13 protein-coding genes and 1 pseudogene are annotated in these 18,580 nt (G+C 53.1%); 8 read left to right on the plus strand and 6 right to left on the minus strand.

The genetic code is table 11. The features are described from left to right. Positions 1-43 precede the first annotated feature (43 nt). Positions 44-1,012, plus strand: coding sequence for a LapA family protein (locus E4T81_RS08720; protein ID WP_209308171.1), 969 nt, complete (start codon positions 44-46; stop codon positions 1,010-1,012). Positions 1,013-2,434: 1,422 nt separating this feature from the next. Here the strand turns inward: E4T81_RS08720 and panB are convergent. Both panB and galA read right to left on the minus strand, forming a co-directional pair. Continuing rightward, the gene (panB, locus tag E4T81_RS08725) at positions 2,435-3,253 is read right to left on the minus strand and encodes a 3-methyl-2-oxobutanoate hydroxymethyltransferase (protein ID WP_135043583.1); all 819 of its coding nucleotides are present in this window, start codon (positions 3,251-3,253) and stop codon (positions 2,435-2,437) included. Between the two features lie 81 nt (positions 3,254-3,334). Further along, positions 3,335-5,749 carry a beta-galactosidase GalA gene (galA, locus tag E4T81_RS08730; RefSeq protein WP_371683041.1) on the minus strand — a complete coding sequence of 805 codons (2,415 nt, stop codon included), beginning with the start codon at positions 5,747-5,749 and terminating at the stop codon, positions 3,335-3,337. A 410-nt stretch (positions 5,750-6,159) separates the two neighbouring features. Between galA and hisG the strand changes: the two genes are divergently transcribed. The 4 genes from hisG to hisB (E4T81_RS08750) are packed head-to-tail and all read left to right on the plus strand — an operon-like array spanning position 6,160 to position 10,503. Then, positions 6,160-7,026: an ATP phosphoribosyltransferase gene (hisG, locus tag E4T81_RS08735; RefSeq protein ID WP_135043589.1), complete on the plus strand. Its 867-nt coding sequence runs from the start codon at positions 6,160-6,162 to the stop codon at positions 7,024-7,026. A 4-nt stretch (positions 7,027-7,030) separates the two neighbouring features. Continuing rightward, positions 7,031-8,320: a histidinol dehydrogenase gene (gene hisD, locus E4T81_RS08740; RefSeq protein WP_135043592.1), complete on the plus strand. Its 1,290-nt coding sequence runs from the start codon at positions 7,031-7,033 to the stop codon at positions 8,318-8,320. Positions 8,321-8,330: 10 nt separating this feature from the next. After that, the gene (hisC, locus tag E4T81_RS08745) at positions 8,331-9,371 is read left to right on the plus strand and encodes a histidinol-phosphate transaminase (RefSeq protein WP_135043595.1); all 1,041 of its coding nucleotides are present in this window, start codon (positions 8,331-8,333) and stop codon (positions 9,369-9,371) included. Further along, positions 9,361-10,503, plus strand: coding sequence for a bifunctional histidinol-phosphatase/imidazoleglycerol-phosphate dehydratase HisB (gene hisB / locus E4T81_RS08750; RefSeq protein ID WP_135043597.1), 1,143 nt, complete (start codon positions 9,361-9,363; stop codon positions 10,501-10,503). The genes hisC and hisB (E4T81_RS08750) overlap by 11 nt, the downstream gene beginning before the upstream one ends. Before the next feature lie 693 nt (positions 10,504-11,196). On the opposite strand, the gene E4T81_RS08755 is transcribed toward hisB (E4T81_RS08750), so the two are convergent. Next, the gene (locus tag E4T81_RS08755) at positions 11,197-12,048 is read right to left on the minus strand and encodes a helix-turn-helix domain-containing protein (RefSeq protein ID WP_135043599.1); all 852 of its coding nucleotides are present in this window, start codon (positions 12,046-12,048) and stop codon (positions 11,197-11,199) included. An 87-nt stretch (positions 12,049-12,135) separates the two neighbouring features. Here E4T81_RS08755 and E4T81_RS08760 point away from each other — a divergent pair, with 87 nt between their 5' ends. From E4T81_RS08760 to hisB (E4T81_RS08770), 3 genes and pseudogenes are all read left to right on the plus strand, one after another. Beyond that, the gene (locus E4T81_RS08760; RefSeq protein WP_135043602.1) at positions 12,136-13,554 is read left to right on the plus strand and encodes a nucleoside hydrolase-like domain-containing protein; all 1,419 of its coding nucleotides are present in this window, start codon (positions 12,136-12,138) and stop codon (positions 13,552-13,554) included. 108 nt (positions 13,555-13,662) lie between these two features. Further along, positions 13,663-14,055 (plus strand): nucleoside hydrolase-like domain-containing protein, encoded by a 393-nt coding sequence (locus E4T81_RS15900; RefSeq protein WP_371683042.1) that lies wholly within the window; start codon positions 13,663-13,665, stop codon positions 14,053-14,055. Further along, positions 14,012-14,587 (plus strand): annotated as a pseudogene (hisB, locus tag E4T81_RS08770) (imidazoleglycerol-phosphate dehydratase HisB); the annotation flags it as partial. The gene E4T81_RS15900 and the pseudogene hisB (E4T81_RS08770), both read left to right, overlap by 44 nt. A gap of 483 nt (positions 14,588-15,070) precedes the next feature. Here hisB (E4T81_RS08770) and E4T81_RS08775 read toward each other — a convergent pair. From E4T81_RS08775 to E4T81_RS08785, 3 genes are read right to left on the minus strand one after another with little or no spacing between them, the layout of a single operon-like run. Further along, the gene (locus E4T81_RS08775) at positions 15,071-16,255 is read right to left on the minus strand and encodes an ABC transporter permease (RefSeq protein WP_135043611.1); all 1,185 of its coding nucleotides are present in this window, start codon (positions 16,253-16,255) and stop codon (positions 15,071-15,073) included. A 22-nt stretch (positions 16,256-16,277) separates the two neighbouring features. Beyond that, positions 16,278-16,946: an ATP-binding cassette domain-containing protein gene (locus E4T81_RS08780; protein WP_135043614.1), complete on the minus strand. Its 669-nt coding sequence runs from the start codon at positions 16,944-16,946 to the stop codon at positions 16,278-16,280. After that, the gene (locus tag E4T81_RS08785; protein WP_135043617.1) at positions 16,943-18,430 is read right to left on the minus strand and encodes a hypothetical protein; all 1,488 of its coding nucleotides are present in this window, start codon (positions 18,428-18,430) and stop codon (positions 16,943-16,945) included. Before E4T81_RS08785 ends, E4T81_RS08780 begins: the two co-directional genes overlap by 4 nt. Positions 18,431-18,580 lie beyond the last annotated feature (150 nt).

Below are 18,580 nucleotides of genomic sequence, written 5' to 3' on the forward strand. Positions count from 1 at the left end.
TTCTCTGTATCAGTTTAAAAGCAATATACTTGCCGGATTGGGGATGTGGGATTCTATACCGTATTATGCAAAGAAAGGATTGAGCGATAGCTCGTTTGTTACGCGGGGAATGTATGATGCCACCATGATAAAATGGGCGGAGGGTAAAAAAGATTATAAAAGGGCTATTGACTATTACAGGCATTACGCCGCGATGCTTGACTCCATCCACAAGGAGGAGATGGAGGATAATGTGATGAAGATGCAGAAAAAATATGACCTCACGCAGGCTATCATCGAGCGCGACAGGCTATATATGAAAAATCAGCGCCTTGTGTTGATTGTGCTCGGGCTTTTTGTGATATGTTTCGGAGCTTTGATAGTGGTGCTGCTCTATCGCCGGAGGATAAAGGAGCTGCAGAGGCAGCGCGAAGAGGCTAAGGCGGAGCTTACTCACAATACCTTAAAGATGATGAACGAGCGCAACCGCCGTCTCATCGCCGATGAACGTCGCCGTCACCGGTTGCTTGCCCTGACCGATGTAATAGCCAAGGTGATGTCGACAGGTCGTCACGACGATGCCGAGCAACTTAAAAGGCATAAAGACATGGCGCTTACCAACGACGAGACCGCACGCCTCATCGAGGCGGTCGATGTGTGTTACGAAGGATATCTTACGCGGTTGCAGGATGAACACCCGGCACTGGGGCAAAATGATCTTGCGCTGTGTTGCATGATATTGCTGAAGGTGACTAACCGTGACATCGCGATATTGTTTGGACTGTCGTCTGACACATTGAAAAAGCGCAAGCTGCGACTGCGCACCGAAAAGCTTTGTATAACCGATGTGCTTGAGGAATGGCTTGAGCGCGACAGCCGCACCTATGTCGATGAAATTGACGCGGAATATGCCACGCCTGAAGATACCCCCGATGATAAGGAGACGCCCGATATCGCGACTGTCACCGTGTCAGATGCCGCCGCGGATGCCGGCGCATCGCCTGATAGCGATACCCCGCCATCCGCGCAGTAATTTGCATGGCGTTGCCCCGACACAGGCTGTGCGGTAGGCATCCCGGTTGTTTACAGGGTGTTATTGGTGGTATATACAGCTACGCGGTGGGGCGTTGCGGTGATGTATAGGGCGTTGTCGGTGCATGCAGTGTAGGGGCGAGTGGAAGCTCGCCCGCGTTTCGTCCGGCGTGTCCGCAATGCGCGTGTGTTTCGGGCGACCTCCCAGTCGCCCCTACAGCTACGCGGCGGGGCGTTGTGGTGATTACGGGGTGTTATTGGTGGTGGTATATACATGCGGTGTAGGGGCGAGTGGAAGCTCGCCCGCGTTGCGTCCGCCGTGTCTGCGATGCGTGTGTTTCGGGCGACCTTCCAGTCGCCCCTACAGCTACGCGGTGAAGCGTTGCGATTGTTTACAGGGTGTTATGGTGGTATATACAGCTACGCGGTGAAGCGTTGTGGTGGTTTATAGGGTGTTATGGTGGTGGTATATACATGCAGTGTAGGGGCGAGTGGAAGCTCGCCCGCGTTGTGTCCGGCGTGTCCGCAGTGCGTGTGTGCAGATCATGGTGTGCATCCCTGGAAGGGATGATCTTACTTGTAGCCGTGGGTTGAACGCAGTGATACCCACGGAAAAATATGCACCGTGCGCGTGGTTTCCGTAAGGAATCCTCATATGGATGGCGCGGTGATGATTCCTGCGGAAACAATATTTTGGGGGTTACGGCTACCGTGGGTATCGCTACGCTCAACCCACGGCTAAACATGGATTATCCCTTATCGGGATAGATTGCATATATGCAATGCGTGTATTTCGGGCGACCTTCCAGTCGCCCCTACAGCTACGCGGTGAGGCGTTGCGGTGATGTATAGGGTGTTGTCGGTGATGGTATATACATGCAGTGTAGGGGCGAGTGGAAGCTCGCCCGCGTTACGTCCGGCGTGTCCGCGATGCGTGTATTTCGGGCGACCTTCCAGTCGCCCCTACAGCTACGCGATGGGGCGTTGCGGTGATGTATAGGGTGTTGTCGGTGATGGTATATACGGGCTGTGTAGGGGCGAGTGGAAGCTCGCCTGCGTTATGTCCGGTGTGTCTGCGATGCGTGTATTTCGGGCGACCTTCCAGTCGCCCCTACAGCTACGCGGTGGGGCATTGCGGTTGTTTACAGGGTGTTATTGGTGATGATATATACAGCTACGTGGTGGGGTGTTGCGGTTGTTTACCAGGGTGTTCTTGGTGGTATATACAGCTACGCGGTAGATCGTTGCGGTTGTTTATAGGGTGTTATTGGTGGTATATACAGCTACGCGGTGGACGTTGCGGTGATTACCGGGGTGTTATTGGCGGTATATACAGCTGCGCGGTGGGCGTTGTGGTGGTGTATATAAACGGGATAGGGGCGAGTTGATGCTCGCCCCTATGCTCTGCGGTATGTGTATGTGGTTAATATTGTTCTTTCTCGTTGGGGAAGTCGCAGGTCTTCACGTCGTCGATATAGTGGGCTACTGCATCGTTGATAACGGTGGAGAGGTCGGCGTAGCGACGCAGGAACCTTGGGGAGAAGCCTTTGTTTATGCCGAGCATGTCGTGCATTACGAGCACCTGACCGTCGACACCGCCACCGGCACCGATGCCGATTACGGGAATGCTGACCTGTGAGGCGACTTCGGCAGCAAGTTTTGCGGGTATTTTTTCAAGCACGAGCGCAAAACAGCCTATCTCTTCGAGCATTTTGGCGTCTTCAATCAGTTTCCGGGCTTCGGCTTCTTCCTTGGCGCGGACGGCATATGTGCCAAACTTGTTGATTGACTGCGGTGTCAGTCCGAGGTGTCCCATGACAGGTATTCCTGCACAGAGCACACGCTCAATCGACTCGCGGATTTCGGAACCGCCTTCCATCTTTACCGCCTCGGCATGGCTCTCTTTCATTATGCGCACAGCTGAAGCGAGAGCTTCCTTGCTGTTGCCCTGGTAGCTGCCAAAGGGGAGGTCGACCACGACAAGGGCGCGTTTAACGCCTTTCACCACTGACTTGGCGTGGTATATCATCTGGTCAAGAGTCATCGGCAGAGTGGTGATGTTTCCCGCCATCACATTGGAGGCGGAATCGCCCACGAGTATCACATCCATTCCTGCTTCGTCGATAAGCTTAGCCATCGAATAGTCGTAGGCTGTAAGCATCGCGATTTTCTCGCCGCGCTGTTTCATCTCGATAAGGCGGTGAGTGGTCACTTTACGTTGGTCTTCTGTATAGGTAGACATTTTATTTATGTGTTAAAATAAACCGAGGCAAAGTTACGATATAATTATCTGACATGCAAGAAAAGAAAAAGATGCGGGCTGTCAGCGCACATCGACGCTGACAGTCGCGGGCTGAAGCCCCTCGGAGCTAACGGCGAGGGTGGCTGTCGCCGCCTCGTTGCCGGCCGCCTGGAGTATCACCTGCGCCATGCCGTTGAATGTCTTTACCTTGAAGGTGCGCGACATCGGGTCGGCGGGACGTTCGGCATCCTGCCATGCGGGGTCGCCGTTGCCGACACCGAGTATTCTTACCGGGCCGTCGACTGTAAGGTCGAGAGTGACGCAACCGTCGGGGACAAATCGCTTTTTGCTGTCGGAAAGAGTGATGTTGACCACAGCCACGTCATGATTGTCAGCCTTGATCAGCTGTCGGTCGGCGGCGGCATTGATTTTAGCCGGGGCGCCGGAGGTCTCGACCTTTGCCGTCATCGCCTTTTTGCCGTTTTTGTAGCCTGTCGCCGTTACTTTTCCGGGCTGATACACGGCGTCCCATGCAAGATGACCGTTGCGTGGCATTGTCTTGCGCCCGAGGCTCTTGCCGTTGACTGCAAGCTCAACCTCGTCCATATTGCTGTAGACCCATATCTGCACCGGCTCTCCTTCATGACCGTGGAGATTCCAGTGGGGGAGGATGTGCAGCACCGGCTCGTCGGTCCACCACGACTTCAGGTAGAATGCTTCGTCTTTGGGAAATCCGCAATAGTCGAGGATGCCAAATTCGGAGCCTGTAGCCGGAAACTTGAGCGGGTTGGGCTCTCCGCGATAGTCAAAGCCGGTCCAGTAAAACAGCCCGGCAAGCCAGGGGCGGTCGGCGTAGAAGCGCCATCCGCGACCTATACAGTTGAGTATGCTGTCGCTGCCGTTGGGGCTGCGGTTGAGCGACGCCATGCGGCCGTTGTCGCGGTCATCGAAATATATGCCGCGAGTGCCGCAGCCGGTGGTCTCCTCCGAGCCGAGCGCAATGCGCGACGGGTAGTCGCGGCGATGTTGCTCGACAGGATTCTGCATGATGTAGTTGTAGCCGGCCACATCGGCGGGGACAACCACTGTCGGGCCGCCGCTTGTCGCGAAACACATAGGTCTCGTCGGGTCAAAGCGATGGCAATACTCGCGCATTGACTCCGAGATGCGGTTGCCAAACTCGTTCCATTCGATTCCCCACTCCTCGTTGCCGACGCTCCACACAATTATTGACGGGTGGTTGCGGTCGCGCTCGATCATGCGCTTCAGCAACCTGACATGCTCGTCGTTAATGCCTGAAAGACGGTTTTCTTCAAGCACAAGAATGCCGAGGCTGTCGCAGGCGTCAAGCATTTCGGGTGTCATCGGATTATGGCTTGAACGATAGGCATTGACACCGAATTTTTTCAGTTCGCGCAGTCGATATGCCTGCAGAGCGTCAGGGATAGCCGCGCCCACTCCGGCATGGTCCTGGTGCATGTTTACACCTTTCAGCTTCAACGGGCGGTTGTTGAGGAGAAATCCTTTGTCGGGGTCAAACCGCGCATCACGGATTCCGGTGACTACTGTGTCGCAGTCAACGACCGAGCCATCCTTCACCACTTCCGTGACAAGCTTGTAGAGATGAGGCGAGTCGACGTCCCAAAGCATCGGCTTCGATACTGTCACGCCGCTTATTGAGCGACGGCTCTCCTTTGCAAGCAGCCCTGTCTCCGATGCCGATGCCGTAGCCGCTACCGAGCCGTCGGGGGCGATGAGCCTGTGGCGCAGTTCATAGGATGCGGGGGTGTTTCCCTTGTTGTCGACCGTGGTCTCGATAGTCACCTCGGCGGTGTCATAGGGATAGGCGAGCGACGAATGGACAAATGTCCCGAAAGGCGCCACATGTAGCGGGTCGGTCTTTTCGAGCCACACGTGCCTGTATATGCCGGCGCCTTCGTAAAACCAGCCTTCTTCAAGAGAAGCGTCGGCGCGGACGGCGATCACATTGTCGCCGCCATAGTTGAGGTATTCCGATATGTCATAGACCTGAGAGGCATATCCGCTTGGCTCGGAGCCGAGGTAGAATCCGTTGACCCATACACGCGCGTCGCGGAATATGCCGTCGAAACGGAGCGACAGATGCCGGCCGAGGTCATCGGCGGGTAGGGAAAATACCTTGCGGTACCACCCGACGCTTGTCTCCGGGTATTTGTAGCCTACGGTCTTGTAGCCGTGGCTGTGGCTTGCGTCGGGGCTGAAAGGGAGGTCTACCACCCAGTCGTGGGGCAGGTTGACTTCTTTCCACTCATTGTCCCATTTTGCCGGGTCAAATTTAGGGGAGTAGGGACCTTCGTTGTGGATTGACGCGGCTTTGGTGAGATAATTGAAATATTCTGTGCCGCATCCGAAATCTTTTGCCGGGTCGGCCGCGTTGCCGAAAGCAAATTTCCAGTTTTCGTCAAAATTAATGGTTTCCGCACCGTGAGCCATGACTGTGGTGCATAGTGACAGCATAGACGCCATCAGTAATGTGAGTCGGTTCATTAAGTCAGGATTATCAGTTAAATGATGATTAGGTTGATTTACTGTTACAAATATAACGCTTTTTTGTGTATAATCAAAATCGCTGACGGCGGCAGGGGTGTTTGAGAAGAAAGAGTAAGCAACTGAACATATTTTCCTGCGAAATGTTAGGAATTATGGAAAATTTGGATTAATTTTGTCGGTATAATCAATTTTGGTAAACAAAATGTCAAGAATCAGTGTCTACAAGCATCATCATCACCACCACTTTCTCTGCAATTGAGGAAGCCTGATGTCGTGCCTGTCCATAACTTGACAATCCACCGATAGATGCCGGCTTCCCCTAATAGAGGAATCCGGCAATTTTTTTTAAGAAACAATAACTAAATGCACTTACTGATATGGATAACAAATTGAGAATCGCGGTCCAGTCCAAGGGACGTCTGTATGACGAGACAATGGAGCTTCTTTCCGAGTCGGGAATCAAGCTTACAGCCGTGAAGCGCACACTGCTTGTGCCCGCGCGAAATTTTCCGGTCGAACTTCTGTTTCTAAGAGATGACGACATCCCGGAATCAGTGGCAAACGGTACTGCCGACATAGGTATCGTAGGGCTCAACGAGGTTATGGAGAAGGAGAAACCCGTCGAGGTAGTCAGGGAACTCGGATTCAGCCGCTGCCATCTCTCGCTTGCCATCCCGCAGCATATCGACTATAATGGTCTGAGCTGGTTTAACGGGAAAAAAATCGCGACATCCTATCCGGTGATCCTCTCCCGCTTTCTTAAAGAAAACGCCATCAAAGCCGACATTCACGTCATAACCGGCTCGGTGGAGATAGCTCCGGGTATCGGGCTTGCCGATGCGATATTTGACATCGTCTCTTCCGGGTCGACTCTTGTCAGCAACAACCTCGCGGAGGTTGAGAATGTGGTCGAGTCGCAGGCTGTGTTGATAAAGGCTGCCGACAGGTCCCTTTCCAATGCCAAGCAGGCTACGCTCGACGAGCTGCTCTTCCGGTTCAACGCGGTCAAGGCGGCGGAAGGAAAGAAATATATACTGATGAATGTGCCGAAAGAGAAGCTTGACGAGATAATAGGTATACTTCCCGGCATGAAAAGCCCTACAGTGTTGCCGCTTGCCAATGCCGACTGGTGTTCGGTTCACTCCGTGCTTGAGGAAAAGCGGCTGTGGGAAATCGTCGGGAAGCTGAAAGCGGCGGGCGCAGAAGGCATCCTTGCCCTTGACATCGAAAAAATGATACTCTGAGCCTATGGATATCATCAATTATCCCTCGCCCGAAGAGTGGGCGCAGCTCTCGGTAAGGGCACTTGCCGAAGAGGCTTCGGAGGTGACGGCCGCCGTGGCCAAAATAATTGCCGATGTCGCCTCCCGGGGTGACGATGCCCTCCGTGACTATGAACTGCGGTTTACCGGAGCTGAGATAGGCGCTATTGAAGTCACTCCGCAAGAGCTTGACGCAGCCGAGGCAGCCGTAGGGGCGGAACTGAAAGAGGCTATAGGCATCGCTGCGGCTAATATCGCCGCATTTCATGAGGCGCAGAAGCCCGGAAGCATAAAGGTGGAGACAGCGCCCGGAGTAGTGTGTGAGCAGCGTCCCGTGGCGATTTCGCGTGCGGGTCTTTATATACCCGGCGGCAACTCGCCGCTCTTCTCGACAGTGTTGATGCTTGCCATCCCCGCGCGGATTGCGGGGTGTGGAGAGGTGATATTATGCACTCCGCCACGCCGTGACGGCACCGTGCATCCCGCCATCCTGTATGCCGCACGCCTTGCCGGAGTCGACCGGATATTCAAGACCGGAGGCGCGCAGGCTATAGCCGCGATGACATGCGGGTCGTCGACTGTGCCGCGTGTCGACAAGATATTCGGTCCGGGCAACCGCTATGTCACTGAGGCGAAGCAGCAGGCGACGAGGCGCGGGGTCGCCATCGATATGCCCGCGGGACCGTCGGAGGTGCTTGTCATAGCCGACGGCAACGCCGACGCGAGGTTTGTCGCCGCCGATTTTCTGTCGCAGGCGGAGCATGGTCCCGACAGCCAGTCAATACTGCTTACCACCTCTCCGGAACTTGCCCGTGAGCTTCCCGACGTGATTGACGGGATGCTCGGCCGGCTTCCCCGACGCGAGATGATGGAGCGTTCGCTATCCCACAGCCGCATAATACTCATGCATGACGATGACGAGATGATTGCGTTCAGCAACACCTATGCCCCGGAGCATCTCATCATAAACCATGCAGCCGCCGACGAGCTTGCGTCTAAGGTGGTCAATGCCGGGTCGGTGTTTCTCGGGGAATACTCTCCGGAGAGTGCGGGCGATTATGCGTCGGGCACCAACCATACCCTCCCCACATCGGGCTATGCACGGGCTTACAGCGGGGTCAACGTCGAGAGCTTCATAAAGCGCATCACCTTTCAGCGGCTGTCGCCTGAAGGCATCGCGTCGATAGGAAGGGCGGTCGAGGTAATGGCGGAAAATGAAGACCTGCTTGCCCACAAGCTTGCAATGACCCTGCGCATGGAAAAATTAAAAAACTGATTGATAAGTAATGGACCGGACTATTGAAAGGCTTGTACGCCCCAATATATTGAATCTCGCGCCATATACATGTGCCCGCAACGAGTACACGGGTGAGGCGCGCGCATGGCTTGACGCCAATGAAAACTCACTGATTGACGGACTCAACCGCTATCCCGACCCCCTGCAGCTTGAAGTAAAGGCAAGACTGTCGGAACTGCGCGGTGTTCCCTCCGACATGATATTTCTCGGTGTGGGCAGTGACGAGTGTATCGACCTGTGTTACCGCGTGTTTTGCCGTCCCGGCATTGACAACGTGGTTGCGATTGACCCTACCTACGGCATGTACAAGGTGTGTGCCGACATAAATGATGTCGAGTATCGCCCTGTCGACCTCAATCCCGATTATTCACTTGACGTGGACCGGCTGCTTGCCGCGACCGACAAGTCGACGAAAGTGATATGGATATGCTCGCCCAACAACCCTACCGGCAACGCATTTCCGCCAGAAAAGCTCGAAGAGGTGGCGCGCCGGTTTGACGGTATTACCGTGATTGACGAGGCTTATGTCGACTTCTCGCCTCTCGGCTCTATGGCAGGAAGGCTTGCGGCATATCCGCGCATGATTGTCATGCAGACATTCTCCAAGGCGTGGGCGGCAGCCGCGATGCGCCTCGGCATAGCATATGCGTCGCGCGACATAATCGACCTGTTTAACAAGGTGAAATATCCCTACAATATCAATATTCTCACGCAGCGCGAGGCATTGCGGGTGCTTGAAGGTGCCTATGATGTCAGGATTACTGCATCGCGTCTTGTCGAGCTGCGCAAAGCCCTTTCCGCAGAGCTTTTGAAACTGAATGTCGTGAAGGAGGTGTGTCCTTCCGATGCCAATTTTCTGCTTGTCAAGGTTGATGACGCCGACCGCCTTTATGATTACCTGAAGAAGGAAGGCGTGATTGTGCGCAATCGCTCGCGTGTCAATCTATGTGGCGGCTCGCTCCGCATCACGGTGGGCAATCCTGATGAAAACTCTCTTTTACTTGAAAAAATAAAGCAATATGGAGGCTGACAGACTACGCACACTCTTCATCGACCGCGACGGCACCCTTATCGTGGAGCCGCCTGTTGACTATCAGGTCGACTCGCTTGAAAAACTTGAACTGATGCCGGGCGCGCTGCGTGCCATGCACTTTATCGCCACACGCCTTCCTTATGAGCTTGTGATGGTGACCAATCAGGACGGACTCGGGACGGAGAGTTTTCCGGAGGAGACATTTCTGCCGGCCCATGAAAAGATGCTGAAGGCATTTTCCAACGAGGGGGTGCATTTTGACGACATCATCATCGACCGTACATTTCCCGAGGAAAACGCGCCTACTCGCAAGCCGGGAACCGCGCTGCTCGGGAAATATCTTGACGGCAGCCGCGACCTCGCCGGCAGCTATGTGATAGGCGACCGTCTTACCGACGCCATGCTTGCCCGCAATCTCGGCGCCAAGGCAATTTTGCTCCGTGAACCCGACGCGGCGCTGCTTGAGGAGATAAAGGCTGAGGGGCTTGAGGATGTAGTGGAGATTGTGACCCCTTCCTGGGACGAGATTGTGCCGGTGCTTCAAGGCGGCTCGCGGCGTGCTTCTGTCCACCGCCACACATCGGAGACCTCGATTGACATTGAGGTCAATCTTGACGGCAGCGGCAAGGGTGACATAGCCACGGGAATCGGCTTTTTTGACCATATGCTTGACCAGATAGCGCGCCATTCGGGTATGGACATGTCGATAAAAGTGAAAGGCGACCTGCACGTTGATGAACACCACACTATCGAGGACACCGCCATCGCGCTCGGCGAGGCTCTTAACAAGGCGCTCGGCGACAAGCGTGGGATTGAACGCTACGGATTTGTCCTGCCGATGGACGATTGCCTGTGTACCGTGGCTATAGATTTCGGCGGTCGGCCGTGGCTTGTGTGGGATGCTGAGTTTCGCCGTGAAAAAATCGGCGACATGCCTACAGAAATGTTTCTCCACTTCTTCAAGTCGCTTTCCGACAATGCGCGCATGAACCTCTTTATACGTGCCGAGGGGGAGAATGAACATCACAAGATAGAAGGCATATTCAAGGCACTCGCGAGAGCCATACGTCAGGCAGTGAAGCGCGACCCGCTCCATTTCACGCTCCCCTCCACCAAAGGCACCCTCTGACGCGGAGGATTGCGTGTCCGCAAAGCGTGTATTTCGGGCGAGCTTCCACTCGCCCCTACAGCTACGCGATATGTTCTATTGCGGTGATTTGTAGCCTGTTGTGCAATGATTACCCATGCATCTACGCGATGTGCGTCATTGCGGTGATTTGCAGTCTGTTGCGTAATGATTGCCCATGCAGCTACGCGATGATTGCCAATACAAGCAATGTAGGGGCGAGTGGAAGCTCGCCCGCGTTCAGTCCGCCGTGTCCGTGTTGCGTGTGTGGTTTGGATTATTATGTGACATCCTTTTGGTGGATAGATTGCGTGTCCGCAATGTGTGTATTTCGGGCGAGCTTTCACTCGCCCCTACAGCTACGCGATGTGCGTCATTGCGGTGATTTACAGTCTGTTGAACAATGGCTGTCCATGCAAGCAATGTAGGGGCGAGTGGAAGCTCGCCCGCGTTCCGTCCGCGCGTGTCTGCGTTGCGTGTGTTTTGGATTATGATGTGACATCCCTTTGAGGATAGATTGCGTGTCCGCAATGCGTGTGTTTCGGGCGAGCTTCCACTCGCCCCTACAGCTACGCGATGTGCGCCATTACGGTGATTTATAGTCTGTTGCGCAATGATTGCCCATGTAGCTACGCGATGATTACCAATGCAGGCAATGTAGGGGCGAGTGGAAGCTCGCCCGCTTGTGGGGGCAGGCTATTTTGTTGACTTTAGTCTGCGGTATTCGCGTGGGGTGCATCCGTTGATGCGCTTGAACGCGATATTAAAACTGCTTACCGAGTTAAATCCGCAGTCATAGGAAATCTGCAGGATGGGGTCGGAGGACACAAGCAACTGTCTTTGGGCGTGAGTGATGCGCTCCATTATTATATGCTCTTTGATTGTGTGCCCGAAAGCTTTTTTAAAGATGTTTCCGGCATAGTCGGGGTTAAGGCCGACTATGCTCCCGATATCCTCAACTTTCAGAGGCAAAGCATAGCTTTGAGCGATAAACAGAGCCATCTGTTCAATCTTTCCAGTCATTGCTCCACAGAGTTGTTGCTCTTTCTTTGTATAATTGCCTGAAAATCTCAATAGCCGGCTTTTCATTTCCAGCATGACAATCCTGGAGGCGCCAATGTCTGACAGGTCATTTATCCAGTTTTTGAAGTAGGTCATGTCAAGAGATGAAAGACCTGTGTCTTCCTCAATCAGTACTCCTCCATTAAGAATGTCGTTTACAAAGCATTTAGGCAATTCCCATCCAAGGAATGTTGAGAAAGGTATAGTGGCGACATAATATTCCGATGCCGATCCGGTGGCGTCTACGCGATGAGGCATCAGCCCCCAGAATATAGAAAGCCTGCCCTTGGGAATGACTATCCGGCGGTCAAGAAAACTATATGACAAATCACCCTCCGGCACAAAATTCATCTCGATTTCGTTGTGGCGGTCAAACTGTCGCATAGGTCGTAGTGCCCATTTCTCACATGTGAGTCCGTAAGGCTTGAAATTGTCGCGACTTTCGTCAAATGTCACCAAAATCTCGGAATTCGCTATGTCTTTCATGAATTTCGGGTTGTTTATTTGTGATTTCTTGCTCAAATTTGCAAAATAATATTTAAATAAGCAATACCAAATCAAAAAACACTAAGTATGAAACCGGTCGCTATCTATTTCCGGGCTTTGGTTATGAGCCTGCTTGTTTTTTCTTGTACAGTTGGTGGAGTGGCGGCAGAAAAGCCACGAGTGGTAATCCTTACAGACATAGCGCCTGCTGATGTCGAACCTGATGACAAAGAGTCTATGGTAAGGCTCTTGTCTCATTCCGACCTCTTTGAAATAGAGGCGATTATAACATGCTCAGGCTGGAACAGCAGCGGAGGCGCTTATCCCGATGAATGGCGACAGCATCTTTTTGAAGTCATTGACGCATACGAAAAGGATCTGCCTAATCTTATGAAGCGTTCCGGACAGACCGGTTTTAAATCAGTTGACAAAGAGGGCGGAAAACAGGAGATAGGATATTGGCAGAGTGCCGACTATCTGCGAAGCCGCGTATTTCAGGGGAGCCGGCATCTTGGCGTTGCTCATCTTGGAGCTGACAACAATACACCCGGAAGTGACTTTATAATCAATCTCGTTAAAGAGCGTGACAGTCGTCCTGTCTGGATTCTGATATGGGGCGGTGGTAATACTGTAGCCCAGTCGTTGTGGAAACTTAAAAATAGCGAAGATGAAAAGACTCTTGCCCTGGCGCTTGAAAAGTTGCGACTATATACAATCACCGATCAAGATGTAGACTGGGGAAACCGTACCAAATATGAGCTGAGTTCCCACAAATGGATGAGAGAGACATTCGGCAAGAGTCTCTTCTTTATATGGGATGAAAGCGCATGGCTGTCACAAAATTCGCTTGGTGCCTCCAATTGGGACAAATATGCCTCACTGATTCAAGGAAAGGGACACATGGGCAAAACATATCCTAAAAACAAGTATGGTGTTGAAGGAGATACGCCTTCGTTTCTATATGTGATTCCTAACGGTTTGAATAATCCGGAACAACCAAGTCAAGTCGGGTGGGGCGGATATTTCAAAATGATGCAGAGCGATGATAAGACAACTTGCTGCTATAACAATTCATCGCATGAAATAAAATCCATATCAGGAAAATATGAGAAATATTTTTACGATGCGACATTCGACAACTTCGCCGCAAGAATGGAGTGGGCGGAGACAGGGGAAGGAAACCGTAATCCGGTGGTTGTAATAAACGGAGACCGAAGTCTGAAGGCTGTTGATGTAAAGTGCCGCAAGGGAAAGTCGGTCACACTTGATGCGCGACAGTCCTATGACCCCGATGGCGACAAGCTTTCCATAAAGTGGTGGATTCTGCCTGAGGCAGGCGATGTCAATAGTGGCGTAGCACTTGCCGACAACGGCGACGGTACCGCCACAATAACTGTCGCCGACAACTGTAATCCCGGAAATATCCATATAATATGCGAGGTGACTGACGACGGTAAATTCTGTCTTAAAGGTTACCGGCGAATCATTTTATCGGTAAAACAGTAACATTAAAAGACTTGAGATATGAATAAGATACACACTCTGATTCTCATGATTCTGCTGCCGGCATGTTTCGCTTTCGCCGGCAGTGGCGACAAGTCAAGACTTATTGTCATGACTGATCTCGGAGGATTTGACCCCGACGACAAGCAGTCGCTGATACATCTCCTTGTGTGTAGCGACAGGATAGACATAGAGGGTGTTATAAGCACTAACGCATGGCTTGATGACCCTGACCGCAGAGACAGCATAAGGGCTGTCGCTGATAATTACCGCGAGGTGTACAATAATCTCAGCCGTCACTCTTCCGGCGTGATTACACCTGACAGGCTTGACTCGATTATTATGCGTGGGCAGGAGACGGCTCACATTTCCGGCACAGGAGAGGGGATGGATTCGGAGGGATCGGAATGGATAATCAGAAGGGTAAGTGACGAGAGTGACGGACGCCCGGTGTGGATAGCGGCGCGCTTCTGTACACCGCCACACATCGGAGACCTCGATTGACATTGAGGTCAACCTTGACGGCAGCGGCAAGGGTGACATAGCCACGGGAATCGGCTTTTTTGACCATATGCTTGACCAGATAGCGCGCCATTCGGGCATGGACATGTCGATAAAAGTGAAAGGCGACCTGCACGTCGATGAACACCACACTATCGAGGACACCGCCATAGCGCTCGGCGAGGCTCTTAACAAGGCGCTCGGCGACAAGCGCGGGATTGAACGCTACGGATTTGTCCTGCCGATGGACGATTGCCTGTGTACCGTGGCGATAGATTTTGGCGGTCGGCCGTGGCTTGTGTGGGATGCTGAGTTTCGCCGTGAAAAAATCGGCGACATGCCTACAGAGATGTTTCTCCACTTCTTCAAGTCGCTTTCCGACAATGCGCGCATGAACCTCTTTATACGTGCCGAGGGGGAGAATGAACACCACAAGATAGAAGGCATATTCAAGGCGCTCGCGAGAGCCATACGTCAGGCAGTGAAGCGCGACCCGCTCCATTTCACGCTCCCCTCCACCAAAGGCACCCTCTGACGCGGAGCATTGCGTGTCCGCAATGCGTGTGTTTCGGGCGAGCTTCCACTCGCCCCTACAGCTACGCGATGTGTGTCATTGCGGTGATTTACAGTCTGTTGCGGAATGATTGCCCATGCAGCTACGCGATGTGTGTCATTGCGGTGATTTATATTCTGTTGCGCAATGATTGCCCATGCATCTACGCGATGTGTGTTATTGCGGTGATTTACAGTTTGTTGTGTAATGATTGCCCATGCAGCTACGCGATGTGTATCATTGCGGTGATTTGTAACCTGTTGCGCGATGATTGCCCATACAGCTACGCGATGTGTGTTATTGCGGTGATTTACAGCCCGTTGCGCGATGATTGCCCATGCAGCTACGCGATGTGCGTCATTACGGTAATTTACAGCCTGTTGAGCGATGATTGCCAATACAAGCAATGTAGGGGCGAGTGGAAGCTCGCCCGCGTTCCGTCCGCCATGTCTGCGTTGCGTGGTGTCAGAAGTAGCGGCGCATGGCGCGGCGTATCGCGATAAGGTTGAGGGCTGTGATGAGGGCGATGATTGCTGTCCCGATGATTATTGTGGTCCAAGGTGATGTAGGGTCTATGCCGAGATGTGACAGTGGGGTTTGCCATATTGCCCTGCCTGTTAGCATTGCCGCTATGGCAAGCAGCAGCACAGCCACGTTGAGCGACACCACAATTATGGTGTAATAGCGTGACACCGCCGCAGGGGAGTAGCCGAGCAGCATGAGGTCGTGCAGCTTATCGCGGTTTTTCTGAAGAAGCAGGAATATGCTCAGCATCAGGATGAAAAATGACAACAGGCTTATGATGCCTCCTACCGCGACGACCACTCCTGTCACTATAGTGAGGAAATAAGATGCTTTCCCGCTGTCGGCATTGTCGCCCGACATCTCATAGCCACACGTGTCAAGATACTCTTTTATGGCGGGGTCGCCGGGGCGGCTCAGTTCGACTATAAGCCGAGAGGGCGCTTTTTGGACATCTTCACCGAAACGGGCGTTGGCCCATTCCATAAAATCCTGTGGCACGGCGATGGTATTGAGCCGTGAGGAGAAGCCTACTATGCGCGCGGGAAACCATTGCTGGCGTCCGTTGCCGCTGATTGAAACGCGCAGCGGCACCATCCCTATCATCGCCTCGCTCAGTTGAGGCAGTCCGCGCGACGAGGCAAATCCGAAATTGTAAAGCGACAGGTAGTCTTTGCTGAGAATAACTGGAATCTCAGGGTTTTCCGGGTCAAAATGCCAGTCGGACGGGCGCACATCAAAGAACTCGTCGGGAATCGACTCGAAGAATAGAGCCGTGGACATCCCTCTGCCTCCCATGTCGACGGAAGCCGAAACATTGTAGGCTGAGGCGGTGAACTCTCCGACCCTCCTCACCCATGGCTGTGAGCGCAGCATGTCAATCTCTTTGTCGGAAAATCCTTCTCCGGCGCCGCCGGTAAGTGTGCCGAGCCCTGTGACCTTGTGGGACAGGACCGTGTAGTCGCGTGACATGAATGAGTCATCCTGCTCCCATACCGAGGTTACATCGCGATAAAACTGTAGTGCGGTCAAGACTATAGCCAGCCCGGTGAAATTGGCGAGAGCATATCCGGCAAGCTGTCCGGTGCTGATGTTGTGGCGGAGCAGTCGCCACACTATATTTTTCATAATCGGAAGCGATTTTTTTTCGTTATAATGAGAATTTTTCAGTCACGTCAAGGTTGATGGCATATCCTACCGAGGTGGCTATCACTGCGGCACCGCGCTCTGCAGCCTCTGCCGCGACAAGGGAGGCCACCATGGCATTGTTGCGAGAATCAAGATGGCTCACCGGCTCGTCAAGTAAGATAAAGTCAAATGGCTGGCATAACGCCCTGACTACCGCCACTCTCTGCTGCTGCCCGATAGAAAGCCGCGACGCCGCGACATCGGCCTTATGGGCTATCTCAAGGCGTTCAAGCATAGCCATGATCGCCTCGCGGCTTTTGCATCTGGTAAGGCGGTTCTTAATCTCGATATTTTCCATTGCCGTCAGTTCGGGAAAGAGACGCATCTCCTGGGGGAGAAGCGCGAGGTGCCGACACCGGAGGTCACACCAGTCGTTGACCGAAAAGGAGCGTATGTCTTTCCCGTTAAAGCGTATCACACCCGAGTAGTCTGACCGGTTGCCGTAAATGTAGCTGCATAGCGATGATTTTCCTGTACCTGATTCAGCCTCCACCATGTAGGCGGCGCCTCTGTACAGGGTGATATCGCGGAGCCATATCTCCGAACCGCTTACCGGCGGCTCGTTTTCAGAGCCACGGAACACATCGGGCAGCACTCCGCACAGCTCTATGGAGTCGAGCGTCTTTGTCATCTTATCGTGTCAAGCGGAGTGAAACCAAGAGTATTGTCGGCGTCATTCATTTCGACCGGACGCTCGTCGGTATTGTCAGATATTGATGTGGCAAGCTGCTCCAGAAGGGGAGCCGAAGAGCCGTTGAACGAGAATGTCGACTGAAAGTTGCCGTCAAGTGTCATCGTGAGCTTGAATCCGCGTCCGCCATACATGGTCTCGGCTGTCTCTTCGGGAATATTGGTCCAGAGAGCAAATGAATTGCCCTTCATGACCTTGGCGGCGGAGTCATTGCCGAGCTGCTCAAGGCTGCGGTTGGCGATGACCACGGTGGAGCCGTCGACAATCTTCATGGTGACGGGCGACATGCCCCTTGCCTGCAGGATGTATGTGCCGTCTTTCTCAATCATCGGGATGCCGGTGAGCGATGCCACTCCGGCAAAATCTTTCAGCGTGGTCTTCGCCTGATTTTTCGCCACTTTTACCGCAACGACAAAGTTCAGGTCGCTGGAGAAGTTACTGCGCGAAAGGCGGTTGTCGGCAGTGGCTCCCGCTGCTATCAGGAGAGTGCCGTCGATGCGTTTCAGATAGGGCAGCGCCAGAGCCAGGGCGCCCCTCTTGCGGGCGTCAAGCGGATAGATTGCGCTGATATAGTTGAAGAGTCCTTCCCAGTCGGTGTCCTGCTTGATGCCTATAGCCATCACAAACATGTCGGAGGGGGTGGTGAACGACAGCATGTCGGTGTCGATGTCTTTCAGATATTTATCCATCTGTGCCTTTTTGCCTGAGCGGTCAAGGTAGTCGGCGTTGACAAGGAGCTGCTTGCCCGCGTCGTCAATATCGGCGGTCGTGCATATCCAGCCTGGTTCGCCTGTAAGCTCCATTGACATGGCGCTTAGCAGGACTCCGTTGCCGGAATAGAGAAACCGGCTTATGCCGTCGACTGACGATATCGCCGTGTTGGAGGCGATGTCAATCTGTGAATCGAGCTTGCGTGCGGCGACAGCCGGGTCGCCCCAGGCAATCCATCCTTGCTTGTCTTTTATAAATAGCGTGGCTCCTTCAAGCTGATAAGCGTCATATCCGTCGATAGATGTAGGTGAGCCTGCATCAAGGTCGGCGGTGAGCCGGACTGCGTCCTTTATGTCAAATGTATAGAAAAAGTCACCCTTTTCAATCGAGGCGACCACCGAATGACTGTCGCCTTTTGCGCTGAAGCCTACGATTGAGTGCCTGTCGATTGCGTCAGACGTGAGCAAGGTCTTTATTTCATTGCGGCTTCTTGCTGTGGCCTTGACAAGAAATCGGTCGATAACCTGGTCGGCATTGAGTTGGCCACCATAGGCCTTCCCGTTCATGTAGCCGGTAAGTCTCTCGGCGTCAAGAACCATTACCATCGCCGCGTCGGCGGGTACTGTGTCAAGCAACTGCCTGTCTCTGTTGCATGAAGCAAGCCCGATTGTCAGGATTGACAGGAGTGCGGCTGTAAGATTTCGTAGTTTCATATGTGACTGTTGATTCATTTGGCAAATATATCTTTTTTTGAGCTAAATTACTCTTAAAAATTGATTTAATTGCGCGGTGAAGGATTATATCGGGTTAATGTAAGCGGTAGCGGGCATGGTGTTGTGTCATGATTGCATATACAAGCAATG

It is taken from the genome of Barnesiella sp. WM24 (assembly GCF_004570975.1).
Taxonomy (GTDB): domain Bacteria; phylum Bacteroidota; class Bacteroidia; order Bacteroidales; family Muribaculaceae; genus Muribaculum.

Excerpts from the sequence above, each read along its gene's own strand:
- E4T81_RS08755 (WP_135043599.1), bottom strand. The coding sequence starts at position 12,048 with ATGAAAGACATAGCGAATTCCGAGATTTTGGTGACATTTGACGAAAGT.
- hisD (WP_135043592.1), top strand. The coding sequence starts at position 7,031 with ATGGATATCATCAATTATCCCTCGCCCGAAGAGTGGGCGCAGCTCTCG.
- E4T81_RS08775 (WP_135043611.1), bottom strand. The coding sequence starts at position 16,255 with ATGAAAAATATAGTGTGGCGACTGCTCCGCCACAACATCAGCACCGGA.
- E4T81_RS08760 (WP_135043602.1), top strand. The coding sequence starts at position 12,136 with ATGAAACCGGTCGCTATCTATTTCCGGGCTTTGGTTATGAGCCTGCTT.
- hisC (WP_135043595.1), top strand. The coding sequence starts at position 8,331 with ATGGACCGGACTATTGAAAGGCTTGTACGCCCCAATATATTGAATCTC.
- E4T81_RS08780 (WP_135043614.1), bottom strand. The coding sequence starts at position 16,946 with ATGACAAAGACGCTCGACTCCATAGAGCTGTGCGGAGTGCTGCCCGAT.
- hisG (WP_135043589.1), top strand. The coding sequence starts at position 6,160 with ATGGATAACAAATTGAGAATCGCGGTCCAGTCCAAGGGACGTCTGTAT.
- E4T81_RS08785 (WP_135043617.1), bottom strand. The coding sequence starts at position 18,430 with ATGAAACTACGAAATCTTACAGCCGCACTCCTGTCAATCCTGACAATC.
- E4T81_RS15900 (WP_371683042.1), top strand. The coding sequence starts at position 13,663 with ATGACTGATCTCGGAGGATTTGACCCCGACGACAAGCAGTCGCTGATA.
- galA (WP_371683041.1), bottom strand. The coding sequence starts at position 5,749 with ATGCTGTCACTATGCACCACAGTCATGGCTCACGGTGCGGAAACCATT.
- hisB (WP_135043597.1), top strand. The coding sequence starts at position 9,361 with ATGGAGGCTGACAGACTACGCACACTCTTCATCGACCGCGACGGCACC.
- E4T81_RS08720 (WP_209308171.1), top strand. The coding sequence starts at position 44 with ATGTGGGATTCTATACCGTATTATGCAAAGAAAGGATTGAGCGATAGC.
- panB (WP_135043583.1), bottom strand. The coding sequence starts at position 3,253 with ATGTCTACCTATACAGAAGACCAACGTAAAGTGACCACTCACCGCCTT.